The organism is Kitasatospora sp. NPDC088391, assembly GCF_044753345.1.
GTDB lineage: Bacteria > Actinomycetota > Actinomycetes > Streptomycetales > Streptomycetaceae > Kitasatospora.
On sequence record NZ_JBIVNB010000006.1, the window covers coordinates 161,375 to 183,609 of the forward strand.

17 protein-coding genes are annotated in these 22,235 nt (G+C 73.9%); 12 read left to right on the forward strand and 5 right to left on the reverse strand.

What is annotated here, in order from left to right:
• Positions 1 to 24 precede the first annotated feature (24 nt).
• The 8 genes from ACIQBJ_RS19985 to ACIQBJ_RS20020 all read left to right on the forward strand — a co-directional run bounded on the left by ACIQBJ_RS19985 (position 25) and on the right by ACIQBJ_RS20020 (position 9,196).
• Positions 25 to 1,284, forward strand: coding sequence for a sensor histidine kinase (locus ACIQBJ_RS19985; protein ID WP_400711808.1), 1,260 nt, complete (start codon positions 25 to 27; stop codon positions 1,282 to 1,284).
• A complete protein-coding gene (locus ACIQBJ_RS19990) occupies positions 1,272 to 1,919 on the forward strand; it encodes a response regulator (RefSeq protein WP_400711811.1) in 648 nt (215 codons plus the stop codon). Before ACIQBJ_RS19985 ends, ACIQBJ_RS19990 begins: the two co-directional genes overlap by 13 nt.
• Entirely contained in the window at positions 1,916 to 2,797 is an 882-nt protein-coding gene (locus ACIQBJ_RS19995; protein WP_400711814.1) for a DUF4097 family beta strand repeat-containing protein, read from the forward strand. Before ACIQBJ_RS19990 ends, ACIQBJ_RS19995 begins: the two co-directional genes overlap by 4 nt.
• A 232-nt stretch (positions 2,798 to 3,029) precedes the next feature.
• Positions 3,030 to 4,136: a tRNA dihydrouridine synthase DusB gene (dusB, locus tag ACIQBJ_RS20000; RefSeq protein WP_400712558.1), complete on the forward strand. Its 1,107-nt coding sequence runs from the start codon at positions 3,030 to 3,032 to the stop codon at positions 4,134 to 4,136.
• A gap of 548 nt (positions 4,137 to 4,684) precedes the next feature.
• The gene (gene ppdK, locus ACIQBJ_RS20005) at positions 4,685 to 7,411 is read left to right on the forward strand and encodes a pyruvate, phosphate dikinase (protein ID WP_400711817.1); all 2,727 of its coding nucleotides are present in this window, start codon (positions 4,685 to 4,687) and stop codon (positions 7,409 to 7,411) included.
• Between the two features lie 266 nt (positions 7,412 to 7,677).
• Positions 7,678 to 8,208: a ribonuclease domain-containing protein gene (locus ACIQBJ_RS20010; protein WP_400711820.1), complete on the forward strand. Its 531-nt coding sequence runs from the start codon at positions 7,678 to 7,680 to the stop codon at positions 8,206 to 8,208.
• A gap of 137 nt (positions 8,209 to 8,345) precedes the next feature.
• On the forward strand, positions 8,346 to 8,858 hold the full coding sequence (locus tag ACIQBJ_RS20015) for a hypothetical protein (RefSeq protein ID WP_400711823.1): 513 nt from the start codon (positions 8,346 to 8,348) through the stop codon (positions 8,856 to 8,858).
• Positions 8,855 to 9,196 (forward strand): transcriptional regulator, encoded by a 342-nt coding sequence (locus tag ACIQBJ_RS20020; RefSeq protein WP_400711826.1) that lies wholly within the window; start codon positions 8,855 to 8,857, stop codon positions 9,194 to 9,196. Before ACIQBJ_RS20015 ends, ACIQBJ_RS20020 begins: the two co-directional genes overlap by 4 nt.
• 170 nt (positions 9,197 to 9,366) lie before the next feature.
• Here ACIQBJ_RS20020 and ACIQBJ_RS20025 read toward each other — a convergent pair whose 3' ends face one another.
• A complete protein-coding gene (locus ACIQBJ_RS20025) occupies positions 9,367 to 10,122 on the reverse strand; it encodes a GNAT family N-acetyltransferase (RefSeq protein WP_400711829.1) in 756 nt (251 codons plus the stop codon).
• 653 nt (positions 10,123 to 10,775) lie between these two features.
• Here ACIQBJ_RS20025 and ACIQBJ_RS20030 point away from each other — a divergent pair.
• Both ACIQBJ_RS20030 and ACIQBJ_RS20035 read left to right on the forward strand, forming a co-directional pair.
• The gene (locus tag ACIQBJ_RS20030) at positions 10,776 to 11,717 is read left to right on the forward strand and encodes a PAC2 family protein (RefSeq protein WP_400711832.1); all 942 of its coding nucleotides are present in this window, start codon (positions 10,776 to 10,778) and stop codon (positions 11,715 to 11,717) included.
• A 1-nt stretch (position 11,718) separates the two neighbouring features.
• Positions 11,719 to 12,648: an SGNH/GDSL hydrolase family protein gene (locus ACIQBJ_RS20035; protein WP_400711835.1), complete on the forward strand. Its 930-nt coding sequence runs from the start codon at positions 11,719 to 11,721 to the stop codon at positions 12,646 to 12,648.
• A gap of 86 nt (positions 12,649 to 12,734) precedes the next feature.
• On the opposite strand, the gene nirD is transcribed toward ACIQBJ_RS20035, so the two are convergent.
• Together nirD and nirB are read right to left on the reverse strand one after the other, a co-directional pair.
• On the reverse strand, positions 12,735 to 13,094 hold the full coding sequence (nirD, locus tag ACIQBJ_RS20040) for a nitrite reductase small subunit NirD (protein ID WP_400711838.1): 360 nt from the start codon (positions 13,092 to 13,094) through the stop codon (positions 12,735 to 12,737).
• Positions 13,091 to 15,718, reverse strand: a complete 2,628-nt coding sequence (gene nirB / locus ACIQBJ_RS20045; protein ID WP_400711841.1) for a nitrite reductase large subunit NirB — start codon at positions 15,716 to 15,718, stop codon at positions 13,091 to 13,093. The genes nirD and nirB overlap by 4 nt, the downstream gene beginning before the upstream one ends.
• Positions 15,719 to 16,171: 453 nt before the next feature.
• On the opposite strand from nirB, the gene ACIQBJ_RS20050 reads away from it, so the two are divergent.
• Together ACIQBJ_RS20050 and ACIQBJ_RS20055 are read left to right on the forward strand one after the other, a co-directional pair.
• Positions 16,172 to 19,129 (forward strand): hypothetical protein, encoded by a 2,958-nt coding sequence (locus ACIQBJ_RS20050; protein WP_400711844.1) that lies wholly within the window; start codon positions 16,172 to 16,174, stop codon positions 19,127 to 19,129.
• A 144-nt stretch (positions 19,130 to 19,273) separates the two neighbouring features.
• Positions 19,274 to 20,029 carry a sirohydrochlorin chelatase gene (locus ACIQBJ_RS20055; RefSeq protein WP_400711847.1) on the forward strand — a complete coding sequence of 252 codons (756 nt, stop codon included), beginning with the start codon at positions 19,274 to 19,276 and terminating at the stop codon, positions 20,027 to 20,029.
• Between the two features lie 78 nt (positions 20,030 to 20,107).
• Here the strand turns inward: ACIQBJ_RS20055 and ACIQBJ_RS20060 are convergent, their stop codons facing one another.
• Positions 20,108 to 21,457, reverse strand: coding sequence for an MFS transporter (locus ACIQBJ_RS20060; RefSeq protein WP_400711850.1), 1,350 nt, complete (start codon positions 21,455 to 21,457; stop codon positions 20,108 to 20,110).
• Positions 21,454 to 22,137 carry a helix-turn-helix domain-containing protein gene (locus ACIQBJ_RS20065; RefSeq protein ID WP_400711853.1) on the reverse strand — a complete coding sequence of 228 codons (684 nt, stop codon included), beginning with the start codon at positions 22,135 to 22,137 and terminating at the stop codon, positions 21,454 to 21,456. The genes ACIQBJ_RS20060 and ACIQBJ_RS20065 overlap by 4 nt, the downstream gene beginning before the upstream one ends.
• Between the last annotated feature and the right edge of the window lie 98 nt (positions 22,138 to 22,235).

Here is a 22,235-nt window from a genome sequence, read left to right on the forward strand (position 1 = left end):
CGGCGGACCTCTACGCTGAGCCGCATGTTCCAGTCGAAGATCCACACGCGTGAGCGCCGCACGGTCCGCTCCGCGGCGGTCCGGGCCGCCGTCGGGCGGCGCCTGCCGTGGTCCACGGGCGCTCGACGGGACTCGCTGTTCCTGGCGGCCGGGCTCCCGCTCGGGCTGCCGACCGTGGTCCTCCTCCTCTCCCCGCAACCCGCGGTGCTGCCCGGCCTGCTCCTGCTCACCGCCCTGCTCGACCTGCTCACCACCGCACAGCGCAGCCGGGTCCGCTCGCTGTACGGGCTGGAGATCCCGAGCCGGCTCCCGCCCGGAGCCGGCTGGCTGGCCCGCCTGCGCGCGGGGCTGACGTGGCGTCAGGCCGTCCACCACCTGCTGGTGGCACCGCTCCAGGCGCTGGCGTCCGGGCTCCTCCTCGCCCTCTGGGGGGCCGCCGCCGTCCTGCTCGGGTTCTTCGGCTGGGTCTGGCTGCTGCCGCCGGACAATCCGATGCGGGGCAAGCCGGGGTGGACGGAGACCGGGGTCGCGGTCACCGCGGGGGGCCTGCTCCTGCTCCTCGCCATGCCCTGGCTCGCCGCCCTGCTCGCCGCCCTCGACCTGTGGACGGTCCGCGCCCTGCTCGGCCCCAACCGGGCGGAGGTGCTGGAGCGCCGGGTCGAACACCTCACCCGGAGCCGGGTCGACGTGGTGGACGCCGCGGACGCCGAACGCCGCCGCATCGAACGGGACCTGCACGACGGAGCCCAGCAGCGCCTGGTCTCCCTGGCGATGAACCTCGGCCTGGCCAGACGCACCCTCAAGAACGTCCCGCCCGAGGCGATGGAGGTGATCGTGGCCGCGCACGACGAGGCCCAGGCCGCCATCAAGGAGCTGCACGACCTGGTCCGGGGCCTTCACCCCGCCGTGCTGGAGGACCGCGGGCTGGACGCGGCCCTGTCCGGCATCGCCGCCCGCAGCCCCGTCCCCGTCCACCTCACGGTCGACCTGCCGGGCCGCATGGCGCCCACGGTGGAAGCGGTCGCCTACTTCACGGTCTCCGAGGCCCTCGCCAACGCCGCCAAGCACTCCCGGGCCTCCCGGGTCGACCTCGCCCTGCGCAGACGGGCCGACCGGCTGCTGCTCACCATCACCGACGACGGCGTCGGCGGCGCCGACGCCGGGCGCGGCACCGGGCTCAGCGGCCTGCGCAAGCGGGCCGCCTCGGTGGACGGAACCTTCGCCATCACCAGCCCCCGCGGGGGCCCCACCACCATCACCATGGAGCTGCCATGCGAGCTGTGATCGCCGAGGACTCCGTCCTCCTGAGGATCGGCATCGTCAAGGTGCTGGAGAGCGAGGGCTACGAGGTGGCGGCCGCCGTCGGGGACGCCGAGGCGCTGCTCGCCGCCGTCGAGGAGCACCGCCCGCAGATCGTCGTCTCCGACGTCCGGATGCCGCCCGGCTTCACCGACGAGGGGGTCCGGGCCGCCCTGCTGATCCGCCGGCAGTGGCCCGACACGGCGGTCGTCCTCCTCTCCCAGTTCGTCGAGGAGCGCTACGCGGCAGACCTGCTGGCCAAGAACACCAGCGGCGTCGGCTACCTGCTCAAACAGCGGGTCGCCAACGTCGACGAGTTCCTGGAGGCCCTGCAGCGGGTCGCCGCGGGAGGCACCGCCCTCGACCCCGAGGTCGTCGCCCAGCTGCTGCTGCGCCGCGACAGCGATCCGCTGCACCGCCTGACCCCCCGGGAGCGGGACGTGCTGGCCCTGATGGCGGAGGGCCGGTCCAACGCGGCCATCGCCGAATCCCTGGTGATCAGCGACAGCGCCGTCTCCAAGCACATCAACTCCATCCTCACCAAGCTCGACCTGCCGCCCGCCGAGGACGTCCACCGGCGCGTCCTCGCGGTGCTGCGCTTCCTGGAGGTCAGCCAGTGACCCGACCGGACGCCCCGGAACGGCAGCCGTCCGCCGACCGCCGGCTCTCCCGCTGGCTCCCGGACCTCGCCCCCACGGCACCGGCCGAGCCGGGGTCCGGCGAGCGCCGGGCCTGGCGGCTCCTCGGCAGGCTGGTCCTCGCGTTCGTCCTGCTGGCCGGCGCCGTCAGCACCGGCGCGAACCTGATCCAGCGGGAGACCAGCCACGAACGGATGTTCTTCGAGCGGATCGCCCGGGTCGAGATCGACTCCGGGCCCGCCCGGGTCAGCGTCCTGGCCGCGGGTACCGACCGCGTCCTGGTGGCCGAGCGAGTCGGCTGGGCCTTGAGCAGGCCCACCGTCAGCGAGCACGTCGAGAACGACACGCTGTCGATATCCGTCGGCTGCCCGGGCGGACGGGCGCGCAGCCTGTTCGGCTGCGCGGTGAACCTGGAGATCCAGGTCCCGCCCAATACGGAGGTCCACTCCCGCAACTCCTCGGGGCGGACGGAGATCCTGGGCATCGCCGGCGCCGTCTCGGCCTCCACCGACCGGGGGCAGGTCGAGCTGACCAGAGTCAGCGGCCGGGTCCGGGCGGTCAGCGGATCGGGGCAGATCATCGGCAACGGGCTGGCCTCCTCGGCGGCGGAGCTGTTCTCGTCCTCGGGCCAGATCACCCTCCAGTACGACCGGGCGCCCCTGGCGGTCACGGCCCGGACGGCCTCCGGCAACTTCATCCTGCACCTGCCCGCCGACGGGAGCCGCTACCGCACGGATCTCAGCACGGCCGACGGCCGCCAGGAGATCGACACCTCCGTACCGGACCAGGAGTCCTCCCGGGTGCTCGACATCACCTCCGGCTCCGGCCGCGTGACCATCGACCGCGACAACGAGCGCTGAAGCCCACCACCCTGTCGCCCGCCACACCCCGCCCGACCGCGCCCGCCCGGGCACCCCGGGAATCGGCGGGCAGGCGCACCCGGGAGGTGGGGGAGAATGGAGAGCCCGGAACCCAGCCGCTGGGCCCCTACCCGTTGAGGATCTGCCGCGCATGACCATCACGCCCGATTCCGCCCAGGCGACCCCGGCCGCACCCGACGCGCCGGAGTTCGCCCCGCTGAACATCGGGCCGATGCAGGTGTGGCCGCCCGTGGTGCTGGCCCCGATGGCGGGCATCACCAACGCGCCCTTCCGCACCCTGTGCCGGGAGCAGAGCGGCGGCAAGGGCCTGTACGTCTCCGAGATGATCACCACCCGCGCCCTGGTCGAGCGCAACGCCAAGACCATGCAGCTGATCAAGTTCGACCCGAGCGAGAAGCCACGCTCGATCCAGCTGTACGGGGTCGATCCGGAGACGGTCGGCAAGGCGGCCCGGATGATCTCCGCGGAGGGGCTCGCCGACCACATCGACCTCAACTTCGGCTGCCCCGTCCCCAAGGTGACGCGCAAGGGCGGCGGCTCGGCGCTGCCGTACAAGCGCAACCTGCTGCGCGACATCCTGCGCCAGGCGGTCGCGAACGCGGGCGACCTCCCGGTCACCATGAAGATGCGCAAGGGCATCGACGACGACCACCTCACCTTCCTGGACGCCGGACGGATCGGCGCCGAGGAGGGCGTGTCCGCGATAGCCCTGCACGGCCGCACCGCCGCCCAGCACTACGGCGGCACCGCGGACTGGACGGCCATCGCCCGCCTGCGCGAGGCCGTCCCGGCCGGCATCCCGGTGCTCGGCAACGGGGACATCTGGTCCGCGGACGACGCGGTGCGGATGATGCGCGAGACCGGCTGCGACGGCGTGGTCGTCGGCCGCGGCTGCCTGGGCCGGCCCTGGCTGTTCAAGGACCTGGTGGCGATCTTCGAGGGCGACGTCGACTACGCCCGCCCCACCTTCGGGTACGTGGCCCGGGCCATGGTGCGGCACGCCCAGCTGCTGGGGGAGTGGATCGGCGACGAGGCCCGCGGCGTCATCGACTTCCGCAAGCACGTCGCCTGGTACACCAAGGGCTTCTCGGTCGGCTCCGAGCTGCGGGTGAAGCTGGCCAACTCCAGCTCGCTGACCGAGCTGGCCGAGACGCTCGCCCTGGTCGACCAGGAGCAGAGCTGGCCGATCGGCGCGGACGGCCCCCGCGGCCGGACCAGTGGCAACAACCGGGTGGTCCTGCCCGAAGGCTGGTTGGACGATCCGTACGAGTGCGCCAAGCTCGCCGAAGACGCCGAATCGGACACCTCTGGCGGATGATCTGTACTTTCCGGCGAGAATCCACTGGATTCCCAGCTGGCCGGGTCGTCCGGGCCGGATTGTCCAACCTGGACAGCAGGGCTCCTTTTAGGCAGAAATCTGCGACGCAGAGCGACGGAAGTGTCGACAGGGAGCGACGGCGAGCGTAGCTCCACTCGGCCCGACGGCTGAGATGCGCCCGTGACGCTGGCCACATATCGTGGCGAGTGACAGTCAGTCAGTGGACTTCGCCAAGGTGTACAAGTGCGGATCGCTTCCCGAACGGGCCGCCGGGCGGATCGCCGCAGCTGTCTGCAGGAAATCAAGCCGGGGAAACCTGGCGGAGCGAATGCCGTCACCGTCTGTCCGGTTCGGGTGAGCTGGATGTTGCGATGCGTTCACTTCTTGAAGCATCGCAAGCGTCATCCGGACGATTTCGGCAACGTAGGCAAACGCCGGTCCGGGCATTCGATCTGCTGGCCAAAGGCCAGTCCCGAAGCTCGTACGAGCGATTCACTCCCCTAAGCAGCCTTCGAAATGGGTATGTTCTCCGGCGTCAGGGCAACCGTGTGCGAGGAGAACGACCCGTGGCGGCGCAGCAGAAGTTTGTTTACTCCTTCACCGAAGGAAACAAGGACCTCAAGGACCTTCTCGGCGGCAAGGGTGCCAACCTCGCCGAGATGACCAACCTGGGTCTCCCCGTCCCTCCGGGGTTCACCATCACCACTGACGCCTGCAAGGTGTTCCTGGAGACCGGCAGCGAGCCCGGTTCGCTCAACGAGGAGATCTCCGGCCACCTGGCCGCCCTCGAGCAGGAGATGGGCAAGCAGCTCGGCCAGGCCGACAACCCGCTGCTGGTCTCGGTGCGCTCGGGCGCCAAGTTCTCGATGCCCGGCATGATGGACACCGTCCTGAACATCGGCCTCTCCGACGTCTCGGTGACCGGGCTCGCCGCCCAGTCCGGCAACGAGCGCTTCGCCTGGGACTCGTACCGCCGCCTGGTGCAGATGTTCGGCAAGACCGTGCTGGGCGTCGACGGCGAGCTGTTCGAAGAGGCGCTGGACGAGGCCAAGCACGCCAAGGGCACCGTCAACGACCTGGACCTCACCGCCGCGGACCTGGAGTCGCTGGTCGCCACCTTCAAGGCGATCGTGCTCCGGGAGACCGGCCGGGAGTTCCCGCAGGACCCGCGCGAGCAGCTCGACCTGGCGATCCACGCGGTCTTCCACTCCTGGAACGGCGACCGGGCCCGCCTGTACCGCCGGCAGGAGCGCATCCCGAACGACCTCGGCACCGCGGTCAACGTCTGCACCATGGTGTTCGGCAACCTCGGCGAGGACTCGGGCACCGGTGTCGCCTTCACCCGCGACCCCTCCACCGGCACCCAGGGCGTCTACGGCGACTACCTGCAGAACGCCCAGGGCGAGGACGTGGTGGCGGGCATCCGCAACACCCTCCAGCTCGCCGACCTGGAGCAGCTCGACAAGAAGTCGTACGACGAGCTGATGACCATCATGCAGACCCTGGAGAACCACTACCGGGACCTGTGCGACATCGAGTTCACCATCGAGCGCGGCAAGCTCTGGATGCTGCAGACCCGGGTCGGCAAGCGCACCGCCGCCGCCGCGTTCCGGATCGCCGTCCAGCTGGTCGACCAGGGCCTGATCGACCTGGACGAGGCGCTGCACCGGGTCACCGGCGGCCAGCTCGCCCAGCTGATGTTCCCGCGCTTCGCGCCCACCTCCGAGACCAAGCCGGTCGCGTACGGCATCGCCGCCTCGCCCGGCGCGGCGGTCGGCAAGGTCGTCTTCGACTCGTACACCGCGGTCAAGTGGTCGCGCTCCGGCGAGCAGGTCATCCTGGTCCGCCGCGAGACCAACCCGGACGACCTGGAAGGCATGATCGCGGCCGAGGGCATCCTCACCTCGCGCGGCGGCAAGACCTCGCACGCGGCCGTGGTGGCCCGCGGCATGGGCAAGACCTGTGTCTGCGGCGCCGAGGAGCTGGAGGTCGACACCAAGAACCGCAAGTTCACCACCGCCGACGGCCAGGTCGTCCACGAGGGCGACGTGGTCTCCATCGACGGCGCCAACGGCAAGGTGTACCTGGGCGAGGTCCCGGTGCTGCCGTCCCCGGTGGTCGAGTACTTCGAGGGCACCCTGCACGCCGGCGCCGACGTCCAGGGCGGGCTGGTCCAGGCCGTGCACCGCCTGATGTCGCACGCCGACGGCCGCCGCCGCCTCGCGGTGCGCGCCAACGCGGACAACGCCGAGGACGCGAACCGCGCCCGTCGGTACGGCGCCCAGGGCATCGGCCTGTGCCGCACCGAGCACATGTTCCTCGGCGAGGAGCGCCGCAAGGAGGTCGAGCACCTGATCCTGGCGGACAACGACAAGGACCGCGAGACCGCGCTGTCCAGCCTGCTGCCGCTGCAGAAGGGCGACTTCCTGGAGCTGTTCCAGTCGATGGACGGACTCCCGGTGACGGTCCGGCTGCTCGACCCGCCGCTGCACGAGTTCCTGCCCGACATCACCGAGCTCTCGGTGCGCGTCGCCCTCGCCGAGGCCCGCAAGGACCCGAACGAGAACGACCTGCGCCTGCTCCAGGCCGTGCACCGCCTGCACGAGGCCAACCCGATGCTCGGCCTGCGCGGCGTCCGCCTCGGCCTGGTCATCCCCGGCCTGTTCGGCATGCAGGTCCGGGCGATCGCCGAGGCCGCGGCGGAGCGCAAGCTGGCCGGCGCCGACCCGCGCCCCGAGGTGATGATCCCGCTGGTCGGCACCGTCCAGGAGCTGGAGCTGGTCCGCGACGAGTGCGAGCGAGTGCTCGCCGAGGTCGCCGCCTCCACCGGCGTCGCCCTGGACATCAAGCTCGGCACCATGATCGAGCTGCCGCGCGCCGCCGTGACGGCCGGTCAGATCGCCGAGGCTGCCGACTTCTTCTCCTTCGGCACCAACGACCTGACCCAGACCGTGTGGGGCTTCTCCCGCGACGACGTCGAGGCCTCCTTCTTCACCTCCTACCTGGAGAAGGGCATCTTCGGGGTCAGCCCGTTCGAGACCATCGACCGCGACGGCGTCGGCGCCCTGGTGAAGAGCGCCGCCGAGGCCGGCCGGGCCACCCGCCCCGATCTCAAGCTCGGCGTCTGCGGCGAGCACGGCGGCGACCCCGACTCGGTCCACTTCTTCCACGAGGTGGGGCTGGACTACGTATCCTGCTCTCCCTTCCGGATTCCGGTGGCGCGCCTGGAGGCAGGCCGCGCCGCCCTCGAGACGGCGGGAAGTGACTCGCGCTGACACGAAGCGGCGCGATTCACTGACCGCAACCCCTCCGTAGGGGAGGGGCGTACGGCGGAGCTCGGCGCAGGAGAGCCGCCGTACGTAGCAGCCGGGGCGGGAACGGACAATGGCGTCCGTCCCCGCCCCGGCGGCATTTTCCCGACCGGGCCGACCGGGTGGGCCGGGCAGACCGGGCAGACCGGGCCGACCGCGCGGACCGGCGATCCGGGGGCGCCGTGCGCGGCATGCGCCGTTCGGGTGAGTGGGTGCGGCAGGCTGGGGCCATGAAGAACCGAAGCCGCCTGATCAGCCTCGTCGTCCTGGTACTGCTGGGCATCGCCGCCGGAGTGGCCGCCCTGACGGCCGGTGGGGACGGTTCGGGCAGCCCGAGTGCCGCGAAGTCCTCCGCGAAGCCGCCGGCCACCGGGGCCCCGGCCACGGGCGGGCCCAAGCCCTCCGCTCCGGCCAAGTCGCCCGTGCCGACCGCCCCGGCCAAGCCGTCCGAATCCGCCTGGGTGCCCACCAGCACCTCCCTGGCGGACGTCTGCCGGAGCAAGCTGCCCGCGCAGGCCCTCGACACCCTCGGCCTGATCGCCAAGGGCGGCCCCTACCCGTACCGTTCGGACGGCATCGTGTTCGAGAACCGGGAGAGTCGGCTGCCGCGCCAGAACAACGGCTACTACCACGAGTTCACCGTGGTCACCCCCGGGTCGGACGACCGGGGCACCCGACGGGTCGTCACCGGGGGCATCGGCGAGCAGTACTGGACGGCCGACCACTACGCCACCTTCCAGGAGATCGACCCGCGCTGCTGACCGCTCGTCCCACCCGGCGCCGGCCTGCTGACGGTCCGTCGGAAAATTACTTTCCATCACGGAAAGTATGTGACAGGGTGGCAGTACTTGATCCGGCACGGGGCCGGATTCGACGGCATGCCCGCCGGGGGGGTCCCATGACTGACGACAAGCGGTTCGCGCGCGGCGGCCCCGCCGAACTCCCGCCCGGGGCCGGGCTCCCGCCCGCCGAGGCGCTGGCCCTCGCCGGGCGGGCGCGGGCCGCGGCGACCCGGCCCGTTCCGCTGCCCCGGTGGTATGGGCCGGCCGTGGGCCTCTCCTTCGCCGCCTACGGAGCGGCGATCGGCCAGAGCTACCAGCACCGGGCGCTGTGGCTGATACCGCTGTGCGCGCTCGGCCTGGTCCTGGTGCTGGCCCCCTTGCTCCGCGCGGCCGTCCGGGTCGGCGGGGTCGCCAGGCTGGTGGAGAGCGGCGGCTCGGCGTACGTGCTGCGGGCGGTCGGCCTCATCGTCCTGGCGGCGGCGCTGGGCGGCCTCGTCGCCTGGTTCGCCACCGGCGACCAGCGCTGGGCGATAACGGCCGCCGGTGCCGTCGGCGGCTCGGCCCACTGGGGCGCCATCGCCATGTTCAACCGACACCTCGAGGAGCAGAGCATGAGCAGCAGCCGGTGAACGGACTCGACCCGATACTCCACCACCCCACCAGGCTCACCGTCCTGGCGTTCCTCAGCGGCTGCCAGGAGGCCGAGTTCTCCGTGGTCCGCGACTACTGCCAGGTCTCGGACTCGGTGCTCAGCAAGACCGCCACGGCCCTGGAGGAGGCCGGCCACCTGCGGGCCCGCAAGGGCTACGTCGGCAAACGGCCGCGGACGTGGCTCGCCGCGACCGCCCAGGGCCGCGCCGCACTGGCGGCCCACCTCGCGGCGCTCCAGCAGCTGGCCGCCGCCGCGGAGGCGGCCGGCTCGGAGCCCCGTCCGGCGGGCGGCCAGGCCGAGGGCCGAGCCGGCTGAGCGAGGCGTCGGCGGAGCAGTGGGGCGGCGGGTGTCGCGATGATCACATCCAGGAGCGGAGGTGGGCCAAAGCGCGTGGCATCACGGCTCCTTGACAACTCGACAGAGTGTCGACCCCGCCCGGGAACGGGAACGGCCCGCCGCGTCTGCGGCGGGCCGACCGGACGGCCTCAGGCCGCCGGGATCAGCGAACTGCCGATCACAGGCTCGCCGATCAGGGAGCTGCCGTGTCTAAGGCACTCCTGGTTGCGCGGCGCCGGGTCCGGCGCGCTGGGCGAGGTCGCGTTGGCGATCCGCAGCTCGATGATGTCCCGGACGGCGGGCCACTCCTCGTCCAGGATCGAGTAGAACGCGGTGGACCGGACGACACCGTCCAGACCCCGCGAGTGGGCCCGGCGCACCCCTTCCGAGGTGGCGCCCAGCCGCTCGATCGCGATCCGGGAACGGGTGTTCCGGGCATCGGCCCGCAGCGAGATCCGCCGAACGCCCCAGCTCTCGAAGGCGTGTCGGAGCATCAGCAGTTTCGCCTCGGTGTTGATGCCGGTGCCCTGTGCCCGCGGGGACAGCCAGGTGTTCCCGATCTCGGCGGCGTCCGGCACCGCCTCCAGCGGATCGCCGTACGGCACGCCGGGCACGGGCGGCCAGACCAGCGGGCCCTGCCAGTAGTCCAGTTCCAGGAACCGGGTGGAGCCCACAACCCGGTTGTCCACCGTGCTCACCGTGGCGAACGGCAGCGAGCGGCCCGCGGCCTGGTCGGCGAGGGCGCGCGCGATGTACTCCCGGGCGGCCTCCAGGCCGTGCGGGACGGGGGTGAAGGCGTAGGTCGTACGGTCCTCAGCGCCTGCCTCGGCCAGGGCCGCGGCGTGGTGCTCGGCGAGGGGCTCCAGCCGCACGGTGCGGCCGTAGAGGGTGACGGGTACGGGCACGGATCCTTCGGTCCTTCGGCGGTCGTCGGGGCCCACGTGCCGGGTTCGCGGCGCGAGGGCTGTGGTCGTTTCGCCCCGGCCCCGGAGAGCGGCCGTCCGTGGGGCGCTACGCCAGAGGCTCGGGCGTGCGGAGGGACGGCAGCCCGGAGGCGGGCAGCGCGGTGCCGGTACGGACACGGGTCGACGGACCGATCCGGCGGGATGAGCGACGGGACAGTGTGCGTCCGCGAGATGGCCGAGAGAGATACGAGATCACGAAGCGAAGCGGCGGCCAGATGAAGGCAAGGTGCGCAATGGATGGCTGGCCGCGCAACGGACCGGGGCGTGGCCCACGACGTGACAGACGGCGTGGCGCGACGACGCGACGATGCGAGGCAGCGAGAGGACGATACCCGCCAGAAGGCGGTGCGTCACTTCGCGGCGCGCCAATCGGGGCGCGCAGGTCCTTTCGGCACGCCGGGACGCACCGCAATAGTAGCGGCAGACCCGGGTGCCACGTCCACGACCAGGCACTTTGTCCGAAGGTGAGAGGATTCGAGAGACGGCGTGAAGACTCGTGCCAGGGTGGGAATGTCGGCGGGCCGCCGCACGCTGGACAGAGCAGATCCGGAAGCATTCCGAAACGACGAGACGGAAACGGGGTTGGGTGCGCCGTGCGTGATCCCAAGGAGCTGTACGAGCTGGAACCGCAGGGGGTGACCGCCCTGGCGGCCGCGCGTGCCGCCGCCGAGGCCGGGACCGGCCTGGTGCTGCTGTACCACCTCGAGGGCTTCATGGACGCCGGCGAGGCCGGCGGTCAGGTCGTCGGACACCTGGTGGAGCACGGCTCTCCGCAGGTCGTCGCCAGGTTCGACCACGACCGCCTGGTCGACTACCGGGCCCGACGCCCCGCGATGACCTTCGACCGCGAGACCTGGACGGACTACGACCCGCCGGAAATCCTGCTCCACCTGGCGCGCGACTCGGTCGGCGCGCCCTTCCTGGTGCTCACGGGCCCCGAACCCGACACCGAGTGGGAGCTGTTCGCGGCGGCCGTCGCCGACTTGGTGGAACGCTTCGAGATCAGGCTGTCGGTGGCTTTCCACGGCATTCCGATGGGTGTTCCGCACACCCGTCCGGTCGGGCTCACCCCGCACGGCAACCGCGTCGACCTGGCGGCCGGCCACCCCAAGTGGTTCGACCAGGCCCAGGTGCCCGGCAGCGCCCAGGCCCTGGTCGAGTACCGGCTCGCCGAGGCCGGGCACGACGTGCTGGGCTTCGCCGCCCACGTCCCGCACTACATCGCGCGCTCCGCCTACCCGGCGGCCGCGGTGGCGATCCTGGAGGCCGTCCAGTCGGCGACCGGCCTGGTGCTGCCCGGCAGCGAACTGCGCGGCCGGGTGAACGAGGTCTACGCGGAGATCGAGGACCAGCTCTCCGAGGGGGACGGCGAACTGCGCTCCGCGATCCAGGGCATGGAGGGCCAGTACGACGCGGTCTCCGGCGCCGTCGACCGGGAGAGCCTGCTCGCGGAGACCACCGACCTCCCGTCCGCGGACGAACTCGGCCGCCGGTTCGAGGAGTTCCTCGCCGAGCACGAGCGCGGCGCGGACTGAGGTGCGCCGCCGCCTGCTGGCCGTCACCGCGGCGGCCCTGATCGGTGCCGCCGGGTGCGGCGGGGCGGGCTCCGGGCCCGCCCCCGGCCCGGTCTCGCCGAGCCCGTCCGCCGCCCCGGTGACCGGCCCGTACGCGGCGCTCGGCGACTCCTACACCTCCGGCCTGCGCATCCCGCCCCAGGGCGGCACCCCGCAGGGCTGCGCGCGGTCGGGCGTCAACTACCCGTCGCTGGTGGCCCGTCAGCTGGACCTCAAGGACTTCACCGACGTCAGCTGCAGCGGCGCGCGGACGGGCGACCTGACGGCCGCCCAGCACACGGACGGCGGCGCGAACCCGCCCCAGCTGGACGCGGTCGGGGCCGCCACCCGGCTGGTGACGGTGGGCATCGGCGGCAACGACGCGGGCTTCCTGGACGTCCTGGGCCGCTGCGCGGTCGAGAACCTCCGCAACAGCCTGGCCGACGAGGGCGCCGACGCCCCCTGCCGGGCGTACTACACCACGGGGACGGGGCGGGGCGAGGTCCAGCGGAAACTCGCCGCCGCCGGCGACCGGCTGGGCAGCGCGCTCGACGAGATCAAGCGGCGGGCCCCGCGGGCCCGGGTCCTGGTCGTCGGGTACCCGGCCCTGCTGCCGCAGGACCCGACGGGCTGCGCCAGCACCCTGGGCAGCGGCGTCGCACCCGCCGACATCGCCTTCGTCGCCGAGCAGGAGCAGCAGCTCAACACGATGCTGCGGCAGCGCGCCGGGAGCGCGGGCGCCGCCTTCGTCGACACCTACGCCGCCTCGTCCGGCCACGACATGTGCGCCGCCGAGGGCGAACGCTGGATCGAACCCCTCAGCGCCGCACCGGGCCTGGCCCCCATCCACCCCAACGCCCGGGGCCAGCAGGGCATGGCCGCCGCCGTCCTGACCTCGCTCGGACAGCACTGACCCCGCTGTCCCGCACCTTTGGGAGGGCGGGACAGCGGGGCGGACCGGCTGGCCGGGTTTTGGAGGGCCGGGAGAGGGGCGGGAGGTCAGGCGGCGCGGGCGGCGTGCACGGTGATCCGGACGCTCTCGTCGTCCAGGCACTCGCCGGTCGCCAGGTCGAAGCGCTGCTTGAGCAGCGGGGAGGCCACGTAGACCCGGCCGTCCGGGGTGGAGCCGAGCAGCCCCCGGGAGAGGACGTAGGCCCCGGTGAACGGGTCGCGGTTGTCGGTGGCGTAGAGGCGGTCGCCGCCGTCGCGGAACACGGCGACCTGGCGGCCGTCGGGCAGCAGGACGGCGACGCCGCGGCCGGGGACCAGCAGGTCCCAGTCGCAGACCGGGGACCAGCTGGCGGTGGAGGCCGAGTCGGAGAACAGCTCGACCCGGGCGGTGGTGGCGGTGGCGGTCATCGGGCTTCCTCCAGGAGTCGGGCGGCGGGGAGCAGGGCGTTGTCGGGGTCGAGGGCGGCGAGCAGTTGCTCCTCGGTGGCGAGCAGCACCAGGTCCGGCTTGACCTGCTCGCGCTCGGGCACGAACCGGATGCTCGGGTCGGGCACGCCGGGGGCGTTGACGAAGGAGACGAAGCGGCGCATCCGGTCGGGGTCGGCCAGGGTCGCCGCCCACTCGTCCTGGTAGTCGCCGATGTGCCGGGCCATCAGCGCCTCCAGCTCGGCGGCCAGGCCGAGCGAGTCCTCGACCACCACCTCGCGGACGTGGTCCAGCCCGCCCTCGATCCGCTCCAACCAGGTGGAGGTGCGCTCCAGCCGGTCGGCGGTCCGGATGTAGAACATCAGGAACCGGTCGATCAGGCGGATCAGCTGCTCGTCGTCCAGGTCCTGGGCGAGCAGGTCGGCGTGGCGGGGCGTGGCGCCGCCGTTGCCGCCGACGTACAGGTTCCAGCCGGTGCTGGTGGCGATGACGCCGAAGTCCTTGCCGCGGGCCTCGGCGCACTCGCGGGCACAGCCGGAGACCGCGGACTTCAGCTTGTGCGGCGAGCGCAGGCCCCGGTAGCGGAGTTCGAGCTGGATGGCCATGGCGACCGAGTCCTGCACCCCGTAGCGGCACCAGGTCGAGCCGACGCAGGACTTCACGGTGCGCAGTGACTTCCCGTACGCGTGGCCGGACTCGAAGCCCGCCGCGACCAGTCGGCTCCAGATCATCGGCAGCTGGTCCACGCTGGCGCCGAACAGGTCGATCCGCTGGCCACCGGTGATCTTGGTGTAGAGGCCGAACTCCTTGGCCACCTCGCCGATCACGATCAGCCGGTCGGGGGTGATCTCACCGCCGGGGATGCGCGGCACCACCGAGTAGGAGCCGTTCTTCTGCAGGTTGGCCAGGAAGTGGTCGTTGGTGTCCTGCAGGGCGCCCTGCTCGCCGTCCAGGATGTGTCCGGAGGCCTCCAGCTCGGGGGCGAGCGAGGCGATGATCGAGGCCACCGTCGGCTTGCAGACCTCGCAGCCCTCGGCGTCCGCACCCACCCGGCCGTGCTCGGCGAGCAGTTGGCGGTGCGTTGCGACCCGCTTGACCAGCACGATCTCGTAGAGCTCGGCGCGGGTGTGGGCGAAGCACGGGCACAGGCCCTTGTCGACCTCGACGCCGCTCGCCTCCAACTCCTCGGCGACGATGGTGCCGACCAGCTTCACGCAGGAGCCGCAGTTGGTGCCAGCCCGGGTGCACTTCTTCACCTCGGGGACGGTGCTGCACGCGTGGTCGGTGACGGCGGCCCGGATGGTGCCCTTGGTGACGTTGTTGCAGCTGCAGACCACCGCGTCGTCCGGCAGCGCGGAACTGCCCAGCGACACCGCCGAGTCCACCCCGGCGGGCAGCACCAGCGACTCGGCGGGGACGGGCAGCGGGTTCCCGGTGCCCGCCAGCGGCCGCAGCGTGGCGTAGGCCGAGGCGTCGCCGACCAGGATGCCGCCGAGCAGCGCGCCCTCGGGAGTGACCACCAGCTTCTTGTAGACGCCGGAGCGGGAGTCGGAGTACACGACGTCGAGCGAGCCGGGCGTGGCGCCGAAGGCGTCGCCGAAGCTGGCGACGTCCACCCCGAGGAGCTTCAGCTTGGTGGAGAGGTCCGCGCCGGTGAAGGGCCGGGCAGCCTCCTCGGCCAGCTGCCGGGCCACCGAGACGGCCATCTCGTAGCCGGGGGCGACCAGGCCGTAGACCCGGCCGTCCACCGCGAGGGCGCACTCGCCGATGGCGTAGATGTGCCGGTCGGACGTGCGGCAGAGTTCGTCCACCGCGATGCCGCCGCGCTCACCGACCGTCAGACCGGCCTCCCGGGCCAGCTGGTCGCGGGGGCGGACACCGGCGGAGAACACCACCAGGTCGGTCGCCAGCTGCGAGTCGTCGGTGAAGGACATGCCGACGGCGCGCCCCTCGGCGACGGTGATCGACTTGGTGCCGATCCCGGTGTGGACCACCACGCCCATCGACTCGATGGTCCGCCGCAGCGCGGCGCCGCCGGCGTCGTCGACCTGAACGGGCATCAGGCGCGGTGCGAACTCCACCACGTGGGTCTCCAGGCCGAGGCCCGTCAGCGCGCCGGCGGCCTCCAGCCCGAGCAGGCCGCCGCCGACCACCGCGCCCACCCTGGCCCCGGCGGCGTAGGACTCGATCGCCTGCAGGTCCTCGATGGTGCGGTAGACGAAGCACCCCTCGGCGTCCCGGCCGTCCACCGGCGGGACGAACGGGTACGAGCCGGTGGCCAGCACCAGGGTGTCGTAGGGGACGGTGTGCCCGGCGGCCGTGGTGACGGTCCGGGCCGCCGGGTCGAGTGAGACGGCGGGGGAGGAGAGGTGCACCTCGAACCCGTGCCGATCGGTGAAGCCGTCCTCCGCGAGCAGCAGGTCCTCGGGGGTCTTCCCGGAGAAGTACGAGGTCAGGCCGACCCGGTCGTAGGCGGGCCGGGGTTCCTCGGCGAGGACGACGACCCGGAAGCGGGTCGCGGCGCCGGATTCGGCCAGGGCCTCCAGGAAGCGGTGGCCGACCATGCCGTAGCCGACCAGGAGCAGTGTGGGCTTGGTGGTGGTCATCGGGAAGTCCCTCCGAGGTCGTGCTCCGGGTGGCGGACCACCGGAACTGGCGGGCTGGCCGGACGTGGACCGGACCGTCTTCGGCCCGGTGCGGCAGCGGGCCCCCGGTCCCGCCGGAGGCCCGGACCGGGTGGGCCGCCGTCCGCCCGCAGCCCGGTCGCTGTCGTGGCACCGAGCATGGTCGGGGGGTGTTTCCCGACCGGTGCCGCGCTGTTTCACCGCCGGAACTTCGACCTCAGCGGCACGGGGCAGCCGCTGTGAGAGCGCCCGCGTCCGGGCCCGCCCGGCGAGCAGCGCGGGGCCTTTACCAGGTGGAGCGGGCGCGCGGGGGCAGGAACGCCGATTCGGTAGGTGATTCGTGCAGAACTCGGTACGACCCACTACCGGAGTGCGTACCCTGCACGCAGGGGAGCGGGTTCCAAGATCCGATCCGGGTCCGGCCGGGGAGCTGGCATGGCAGCAGACGTACGAGTGCGGGGGCGGGCGGCCCACTCGGCGGTGCTGCGCGAGCTGCTCCTGCTCTGGGAGGCGGCCCGCCGGGCCGGTGGCCGGACGGTCACCCAGAAGCGGTTCGCCAGACTCGGCGGCATCGGCCCGTCCACCCTGAACGGCTGGCTGTCCGGCCGCTCCGTGCCGCGCGAACTCGACCGCCTCACCGCGGTGGCGGGCGAACTGGCCCGTGCCGCCGGCCGACCCGCGCACCGGGCCACGTACTGGTCCGCGCTCATGGCGGCCGACCACGCGGACCCCGGCGACACCGGCACCGGCCGTCCGGACCCCGGCCGCGCGGGCGCGGCCGACCCGGACCACGACCCCGACCGGTCGGGCCGGGAACCAGGCGCGGCGAACGGCACGGCGAGCGGCGTGAGGCACGAGGCAGCGGACGGCACGGTGAACGGCGCGACGAATGCCGCAACGACCTCGACGACCTCCACGACGAGCACCTCGGCGAACACCGGCGCGGGCGCGGCCGCGGATGCCGGCCACCGGGAGCGGACGGGTTCCACACCGGCCGGTCGGCGGCTGCTCAGCCGCTACCGCGCGGCCCCGCCCGCGGCCAGGGCCCTGGTCGACGCCGGAGTGGACGCGGTGCGCCTCGGCCACGGTCCGGAGCTGCCCGCGGTGCTGCTGGTGGCCGCCGCCCCGCACTACCTGACGGACAGTGAGCGCGACGCCCTCGGAGCCGGATGGGTGGCCGAGGCGATGGTGTACCTGTGCAGGGCGGTCCCGGGGACGGGCCGGCTCCTGACGGTCGACCGGACCCCGGGCGGGGCCGCCGCGCCGCCGGACCCGCCACCGGGCGAGGACGCGCGGGACGACCGGCGGGTGCGGCTGTCCGAGGTCCTGGCGCGGCAGTCGGTCCGGGAGCGCGAACGGGAGGGGCGGGCGGTCCCGGCCGGCCTGTGGGAGTGCCTGGTCCGGCACGCGGACCCGGCCGCCCGCTCCGCGCTCGCCCGCGCGGCGGCGGGGCGCGGCTACACCCGGACGGCGATCACCCTGTGCGCCGCGGCCGTCGAGGCGGGCGACACCGGGGCGTTGTCGGTGGGCGCTGCCATGCTCGCCGAGGCGGGCCGTGTCACGGAAGCCGTCGACTGGTACGCGGCGGCAGCCGACCTCGGAGCACCGGAGGCACCGATGCGGGCAGCGAAACTGCTGGAACAGGCCGGTCGGGACGGGCAGGCCGTCGAATGGCTCGACCGGGCCGGACAGGCGGGGGACGCCGACGCCCTCTGCCGGGCCGCCGAACTGCTCGGTCGGCGCGGCGATACCGGGCCCGCGCTGCTCCGCTTCGAAGCAGCCGCCCGGATCGGCCACCCGAACGCCCGCTACCGGGCGGGCCGCCTGCTGACCGGACTCGGCCGCGCCGAGGAGGCCCTGGAGTGGTTCGAGCAGGCCGCGGCGGACGGGCACCCCGAGGCCGCGGCCGCGTGCGCCCGGAACCACGCCGCGGCCGGTCGGACCGACCGGGCGGTCACCTGGTGGGAGCGCGCCTGGGAACAGGGCTCCCCGACGGCCGTGCACGAGGCCGCCCGGATGCTGGAGGAGGCGGGCCGGGTCGACGAGGCGGCCGCCTGGTGGGAGCGGGCGGCCGCGTCCGGCGACGAGGCGGCCTGGCCCGAGGCCGCGGCGATGCTGTCCCGGCAGGGCCAGTACGGCAACCTGCCCTGGTACGCGCACCTCGGCGACCACCACGCCCTGCGGGACCGCGCCGAGCAGTGCGAGCGCGACGGGGACCTGGACGGCGCGCTGGCCTGGTACCGGAAGGCCGCCGACGCGGGCAGTGAGACCGCGCTGTTCCAGGCCGCGGACCTGCTCGAACGGCGCGGTGATAGCGCCGGTGCGGTGCGCTGCCACCAGCTCGCCGCCCGCTACGGCGACACCTACGCGATGCGTGAACTCGGCCGCCTGCTCGGCGAACTGGGCCGACAGCGGGAGTCCGCCGACTGGTACCTGGCCGCGCAGCGGGCCGGGGACCGGCACCCGCTGCCCGACTCCGTGCAGCTCCTGCTGCACCTCGACGGGCGGACGGCGACGGCACCGGGCGAGGTGCCCGCGCTGCCGGCACTGTCCGCGCCCACCGTCCTCCGCCCGGCGGTCGACAGCCGCCCCGCCACCGGCCGCCCCGAGGCCGAGGGCTCCTGCCAGGAAGACCCCCGCCCCGAGGGCTCCCGTCCCGACCGGCCGCAGTCCCGTCCGGTGGAACGGTGCTCGGCAGGGCCGGCCGCCGCCCGGCTGGAGGAGGCGGTCGAGCTGCTGAAGGACGCGGGCCGCTACTTCGAGGCCGACCTGCTCCTGCGGGCCACCGACCGGCCGGAGCCCGAGCGGCTGCGGGAGGCCGCGCGGATGCTGTCCGGTTCGGTGGGGACGGACGGGGCGATCGACTGGGTGCAGCGGCTGGCCGGGGCGGGCGACCGGCAGGCCGCCCGGGAGGCGGCGGAGATGCTGGAGGGCCGCGGCCGGATCGAGGAGGCGCTCGACTGGTACCGGCGGGCGGCCGAGGACGGTGACCGGGACGCCCTGCTCGCGGGCGCCCGGATGCTGGTCGACCGCCGCCGGACCGGCCAGGCCCTGGAGTGGTACCGCCGGGCCGCCGAGGCGGGCGACCCGCTCGCCCATCGGGAGGCCCTGATGCTCCTGCAGGAGTGCGAGGAGCGCGGCGGGTCCGGGGGAGCGGCGGAGGCGGCCGACCGGTGGCAGCACGGCTGGGAGCCGGACGCCCGGGCCGCCGTCCCGTGGCACGCCGCCGTGCCCGCCGTTCCCGTCGCGCCCGCCCGCCGCACGGCGGCCACCGTCGCCGATCCCGGTGCCGAGCCGGGTGCCGCGCCCGGCGCGGGAGCCGTCCTCACCGACCCGCCCGGGTGCCCGCGCGTCCCGCGTCAGCCCGGCGGCCCGTCGCGGGCCGGACGCTGATCGGCCGGTGCACCCGCCCGCGGGGTGCTCACCCGCCACCGGCGGCCCCGGCGCTCACGGTCGGGTGGCGGTCTGTGAGAGGGGAGAAACCCCCCGTGACCGGTGGGCAACCGGGGGGAAACAGAGGTGCGGCATGGTGGAGTCATGACCATCACCACCTCGATCCCCGGCCGCGTCGCCCCGCTGCGGGTGCTGCACGCGGCGCGCCGTCCGGCCCTGGTGCTGGTGGCGCACGGTTCGCACGATCCGGCCGCGGCCGCCGAGCTCGGCCTGCTGCACGACCGGGTGCGGCGGGCCCGTCCGGAGCTGGACGTCCGGCTCGCGCACCTGGGCCTGAACGACCCCCGGCTGCCCGAGGTGCTGGATGGCCTCAGCGGCCGGGTCGTGCTGGTGCCGCTGCTGCTCGGCCGCGGCTACCACAGCAAGGTCGACATCCCCCGGACACTGGCCGGGGCGGGGCACCTGGCGGGGCAGTGCGCCGCGCCGCTCGGCCCGGACCCGCTGCTGACCGAGGCGCTGGCCGACCGGCTGGCGGCGGCCGGCTGGCGGGGCGAGCCGGTGGTGCTCGCGGCCTCCGGCTCCCGCGACCCCGAGGCCGCGCGGGACAGCGAGGCGCAGGCCGCGCTGCTGTCCGCCCGGCTGGGCGTCACCGTCCGGCCGGGGTACGTGGCGGCCGGGGGCCCCAGCGTGGCCGCGCGGGTCGGGGAACTCACCGCCGAGGGCCACGCGCGGGTCGCGGTCGCCTCCTACTTCACCGCCCCCGGCGACTTCGCCCGGCTGGCCGCCGCGGCCGGCGGTGTCCTGACCTCGGCGCCGCTCGGCGATCACCCGCTGCTGGCCCGGCTGGTCCTGGAGCGCTACCGGTCCTGCCTGTCGCGGACGGTCCTGGCGGTCGCCTGACCACCGCAGCCCCTGCTGCCGCGTACCGTCCGCTCCACGGAACCCGACCGGAGAGCCGACCGGAGAGCCGACCGACTGTCAGTTCCGTTCCGCCCGGCGCTCGGTGGGCAGGTCGCGGACGCGGCGCATCGGGGAGCACCACAGGATCAGGGCGGCCAGCGGCACCCCGGCGGTCATCAGCCACATCGCGGGCCGGACGCCGATCTGGGTGCCGAGGAAGCCGGCCAGCAGCGCGCCGAGCGGGATGGCGCCGAAGTTGAGCACAGCGCTGCTCGCGGAGAGCCGGCCGAGCAGGTCCGGCGGGCAGTAGCGCTGCTGGAAGGTCGACTTGATGACATTTCCGGCGACGATCCCGCAGGAGACGCCGAACCCGCCGAGCAGGTACCAGCCGAGGCCGGCGCCGGGGCCGGTGAGCGGGATCAGGACGGCCAGCGCGGGCAGCGCGAGCTCCAGCACCAGCATGCCGCGCGAGGTGCCGAGCCGGGCGGCGACCCGGCGGGCGACGGCGGCGCCGACGATGCCGCCGGTGGAGGCCAGGGCGAGCAGCAGGCCCACGGTGCCCTTGTCGACGCCGACCTCGCGGATCAGGAAGACCACCAGCAGCGACTGGTAGCCCGTCAGGACCAGGTTGGAGGCGGCGCCGAACAGGGTGAAGGTGCGGAACCAGACGTCCGAGCCGAGCAGGCGCAGGCCCTCGCCGATCTCCTGGCGCAGGGCGCGGCGCGGGCGTTCGCCGCGGCCGGGCTCGCGGTGCCCGATCCGGGCGGTGCAGCCGAGCGAGAGCAGGAAGGTCGCGGTGTTGGCGAGCAGCCCGTTGACCGGTCCGGCCAGCTGGGCGATCAGGCCGCCGGTGCCGAGTCCGGCGATGCCCGCGGCGGAGGCGCTGCCGTGCAGCTTGGCGTTGCCCTCGGCCTGGTCGGCGGGGTCGAGCAGCTGGGGCAGGAAGGCGGTGTAGGCGGTCTGGAAGAACACCCCGGCGGCCCCGGCGAGCAGGGCGACGACCAGCAGGTGCCAGAGGGTGAGCGTCCCGGCGAGCGCGGCCAGCGGGACGGTGGCGTACAGCACCAGGGAGACCGCCGTCGCGGTGAGCATGACCGGGCGGCAGCGCAGCCGGTCCACCCAGACGCCGGCGGGCAGGCCGATCAGCAGCCAGGGCAGCCAGCCGGCGGCGCCGAGCAGGCCGACCTGGAAGGTGTCGGCGTCCAGCGAGGTGACCGCGATCAGCGGCAGCGCCAGGCCGGTCACGGCGGAGCCGTACTTGTTGGCGGTCTCGCCGATCCACAGGTGCCGGAAGTCCCGGTGGCGGCGCAGCAGCCCGCGCGGCCGTCCCGTGCCCGGCGCGGTCGGGAGCCCCTCGGCGGCGGTCCCACCGTGCCCGGTGGTGGCGGCGGTGGGCGCGGCGGCGGGGGCGGAAGCCGGAGTGGTCATGGCCGTTCGGGGTCCTTTCGGGGCAGTACCTGGATCTGGACGACGACCGGGCGGGCCGCCGGGTCGGGGGCGGCGTCCGGGTCGGGGGTGTGGCGGGCGACCACGGCCTGCAGTTCCAGGTCGAGGGCGCGGAGCTGATCGGGCGTCAGCCGCAGGTTGTTCCAGTCGGTGACGGAGCCGGTGTTGCGCCAGTCCTCGTCCCAGTCGGCGGCCAGCGCGTCGGCGACCCGCTGGTACTGCCGGCGCAGGTTCTCGGCCTGGTAGACGGAGAGCGCGGCCCGGACGCCGGGGTCCCGGTCGAAGTCGGCGGCGGACAGCACGATGGCGCCGCGCACGGCCCGCCACCAGCGCTCCCGCCGGGTGCCGCGGCCGGTCTCCTCCTCGATGAAGCCGTGGTCGGCGAGGTGCCGCAGGTGCCAGCTGACGGTGCCGGTGGACTCGCCGGTGCGGTCGGCGAGCCGTGCCGAGGTGGCGGGGCCGTTGGTCCGCAGCTCGTCCAGCAGCCGCATCCGCAGCGGGTGGGCGAGCCCGCGCAGCGAACCGGCGTCGAGCCGGCGGCGCGGGGCGTCCCCCGCGGCGGCGGCACCCACGGGGTCGCCCACGGAGTCGGCGGAATCGGCGGGTGCGGCGGGTGCGGCGGGTGCGGCGGGGCGGCGGTCTTCGGGGCGGTGCTCGTTCATGGCTCCACCCTAGGATGCAGAGAGTCCTCTGCATAGTCTTCTCTGCAGAGAATCCTCTGTAACATTCGGAGGAACCCGTTCCGACGGGCCGCCGCCGC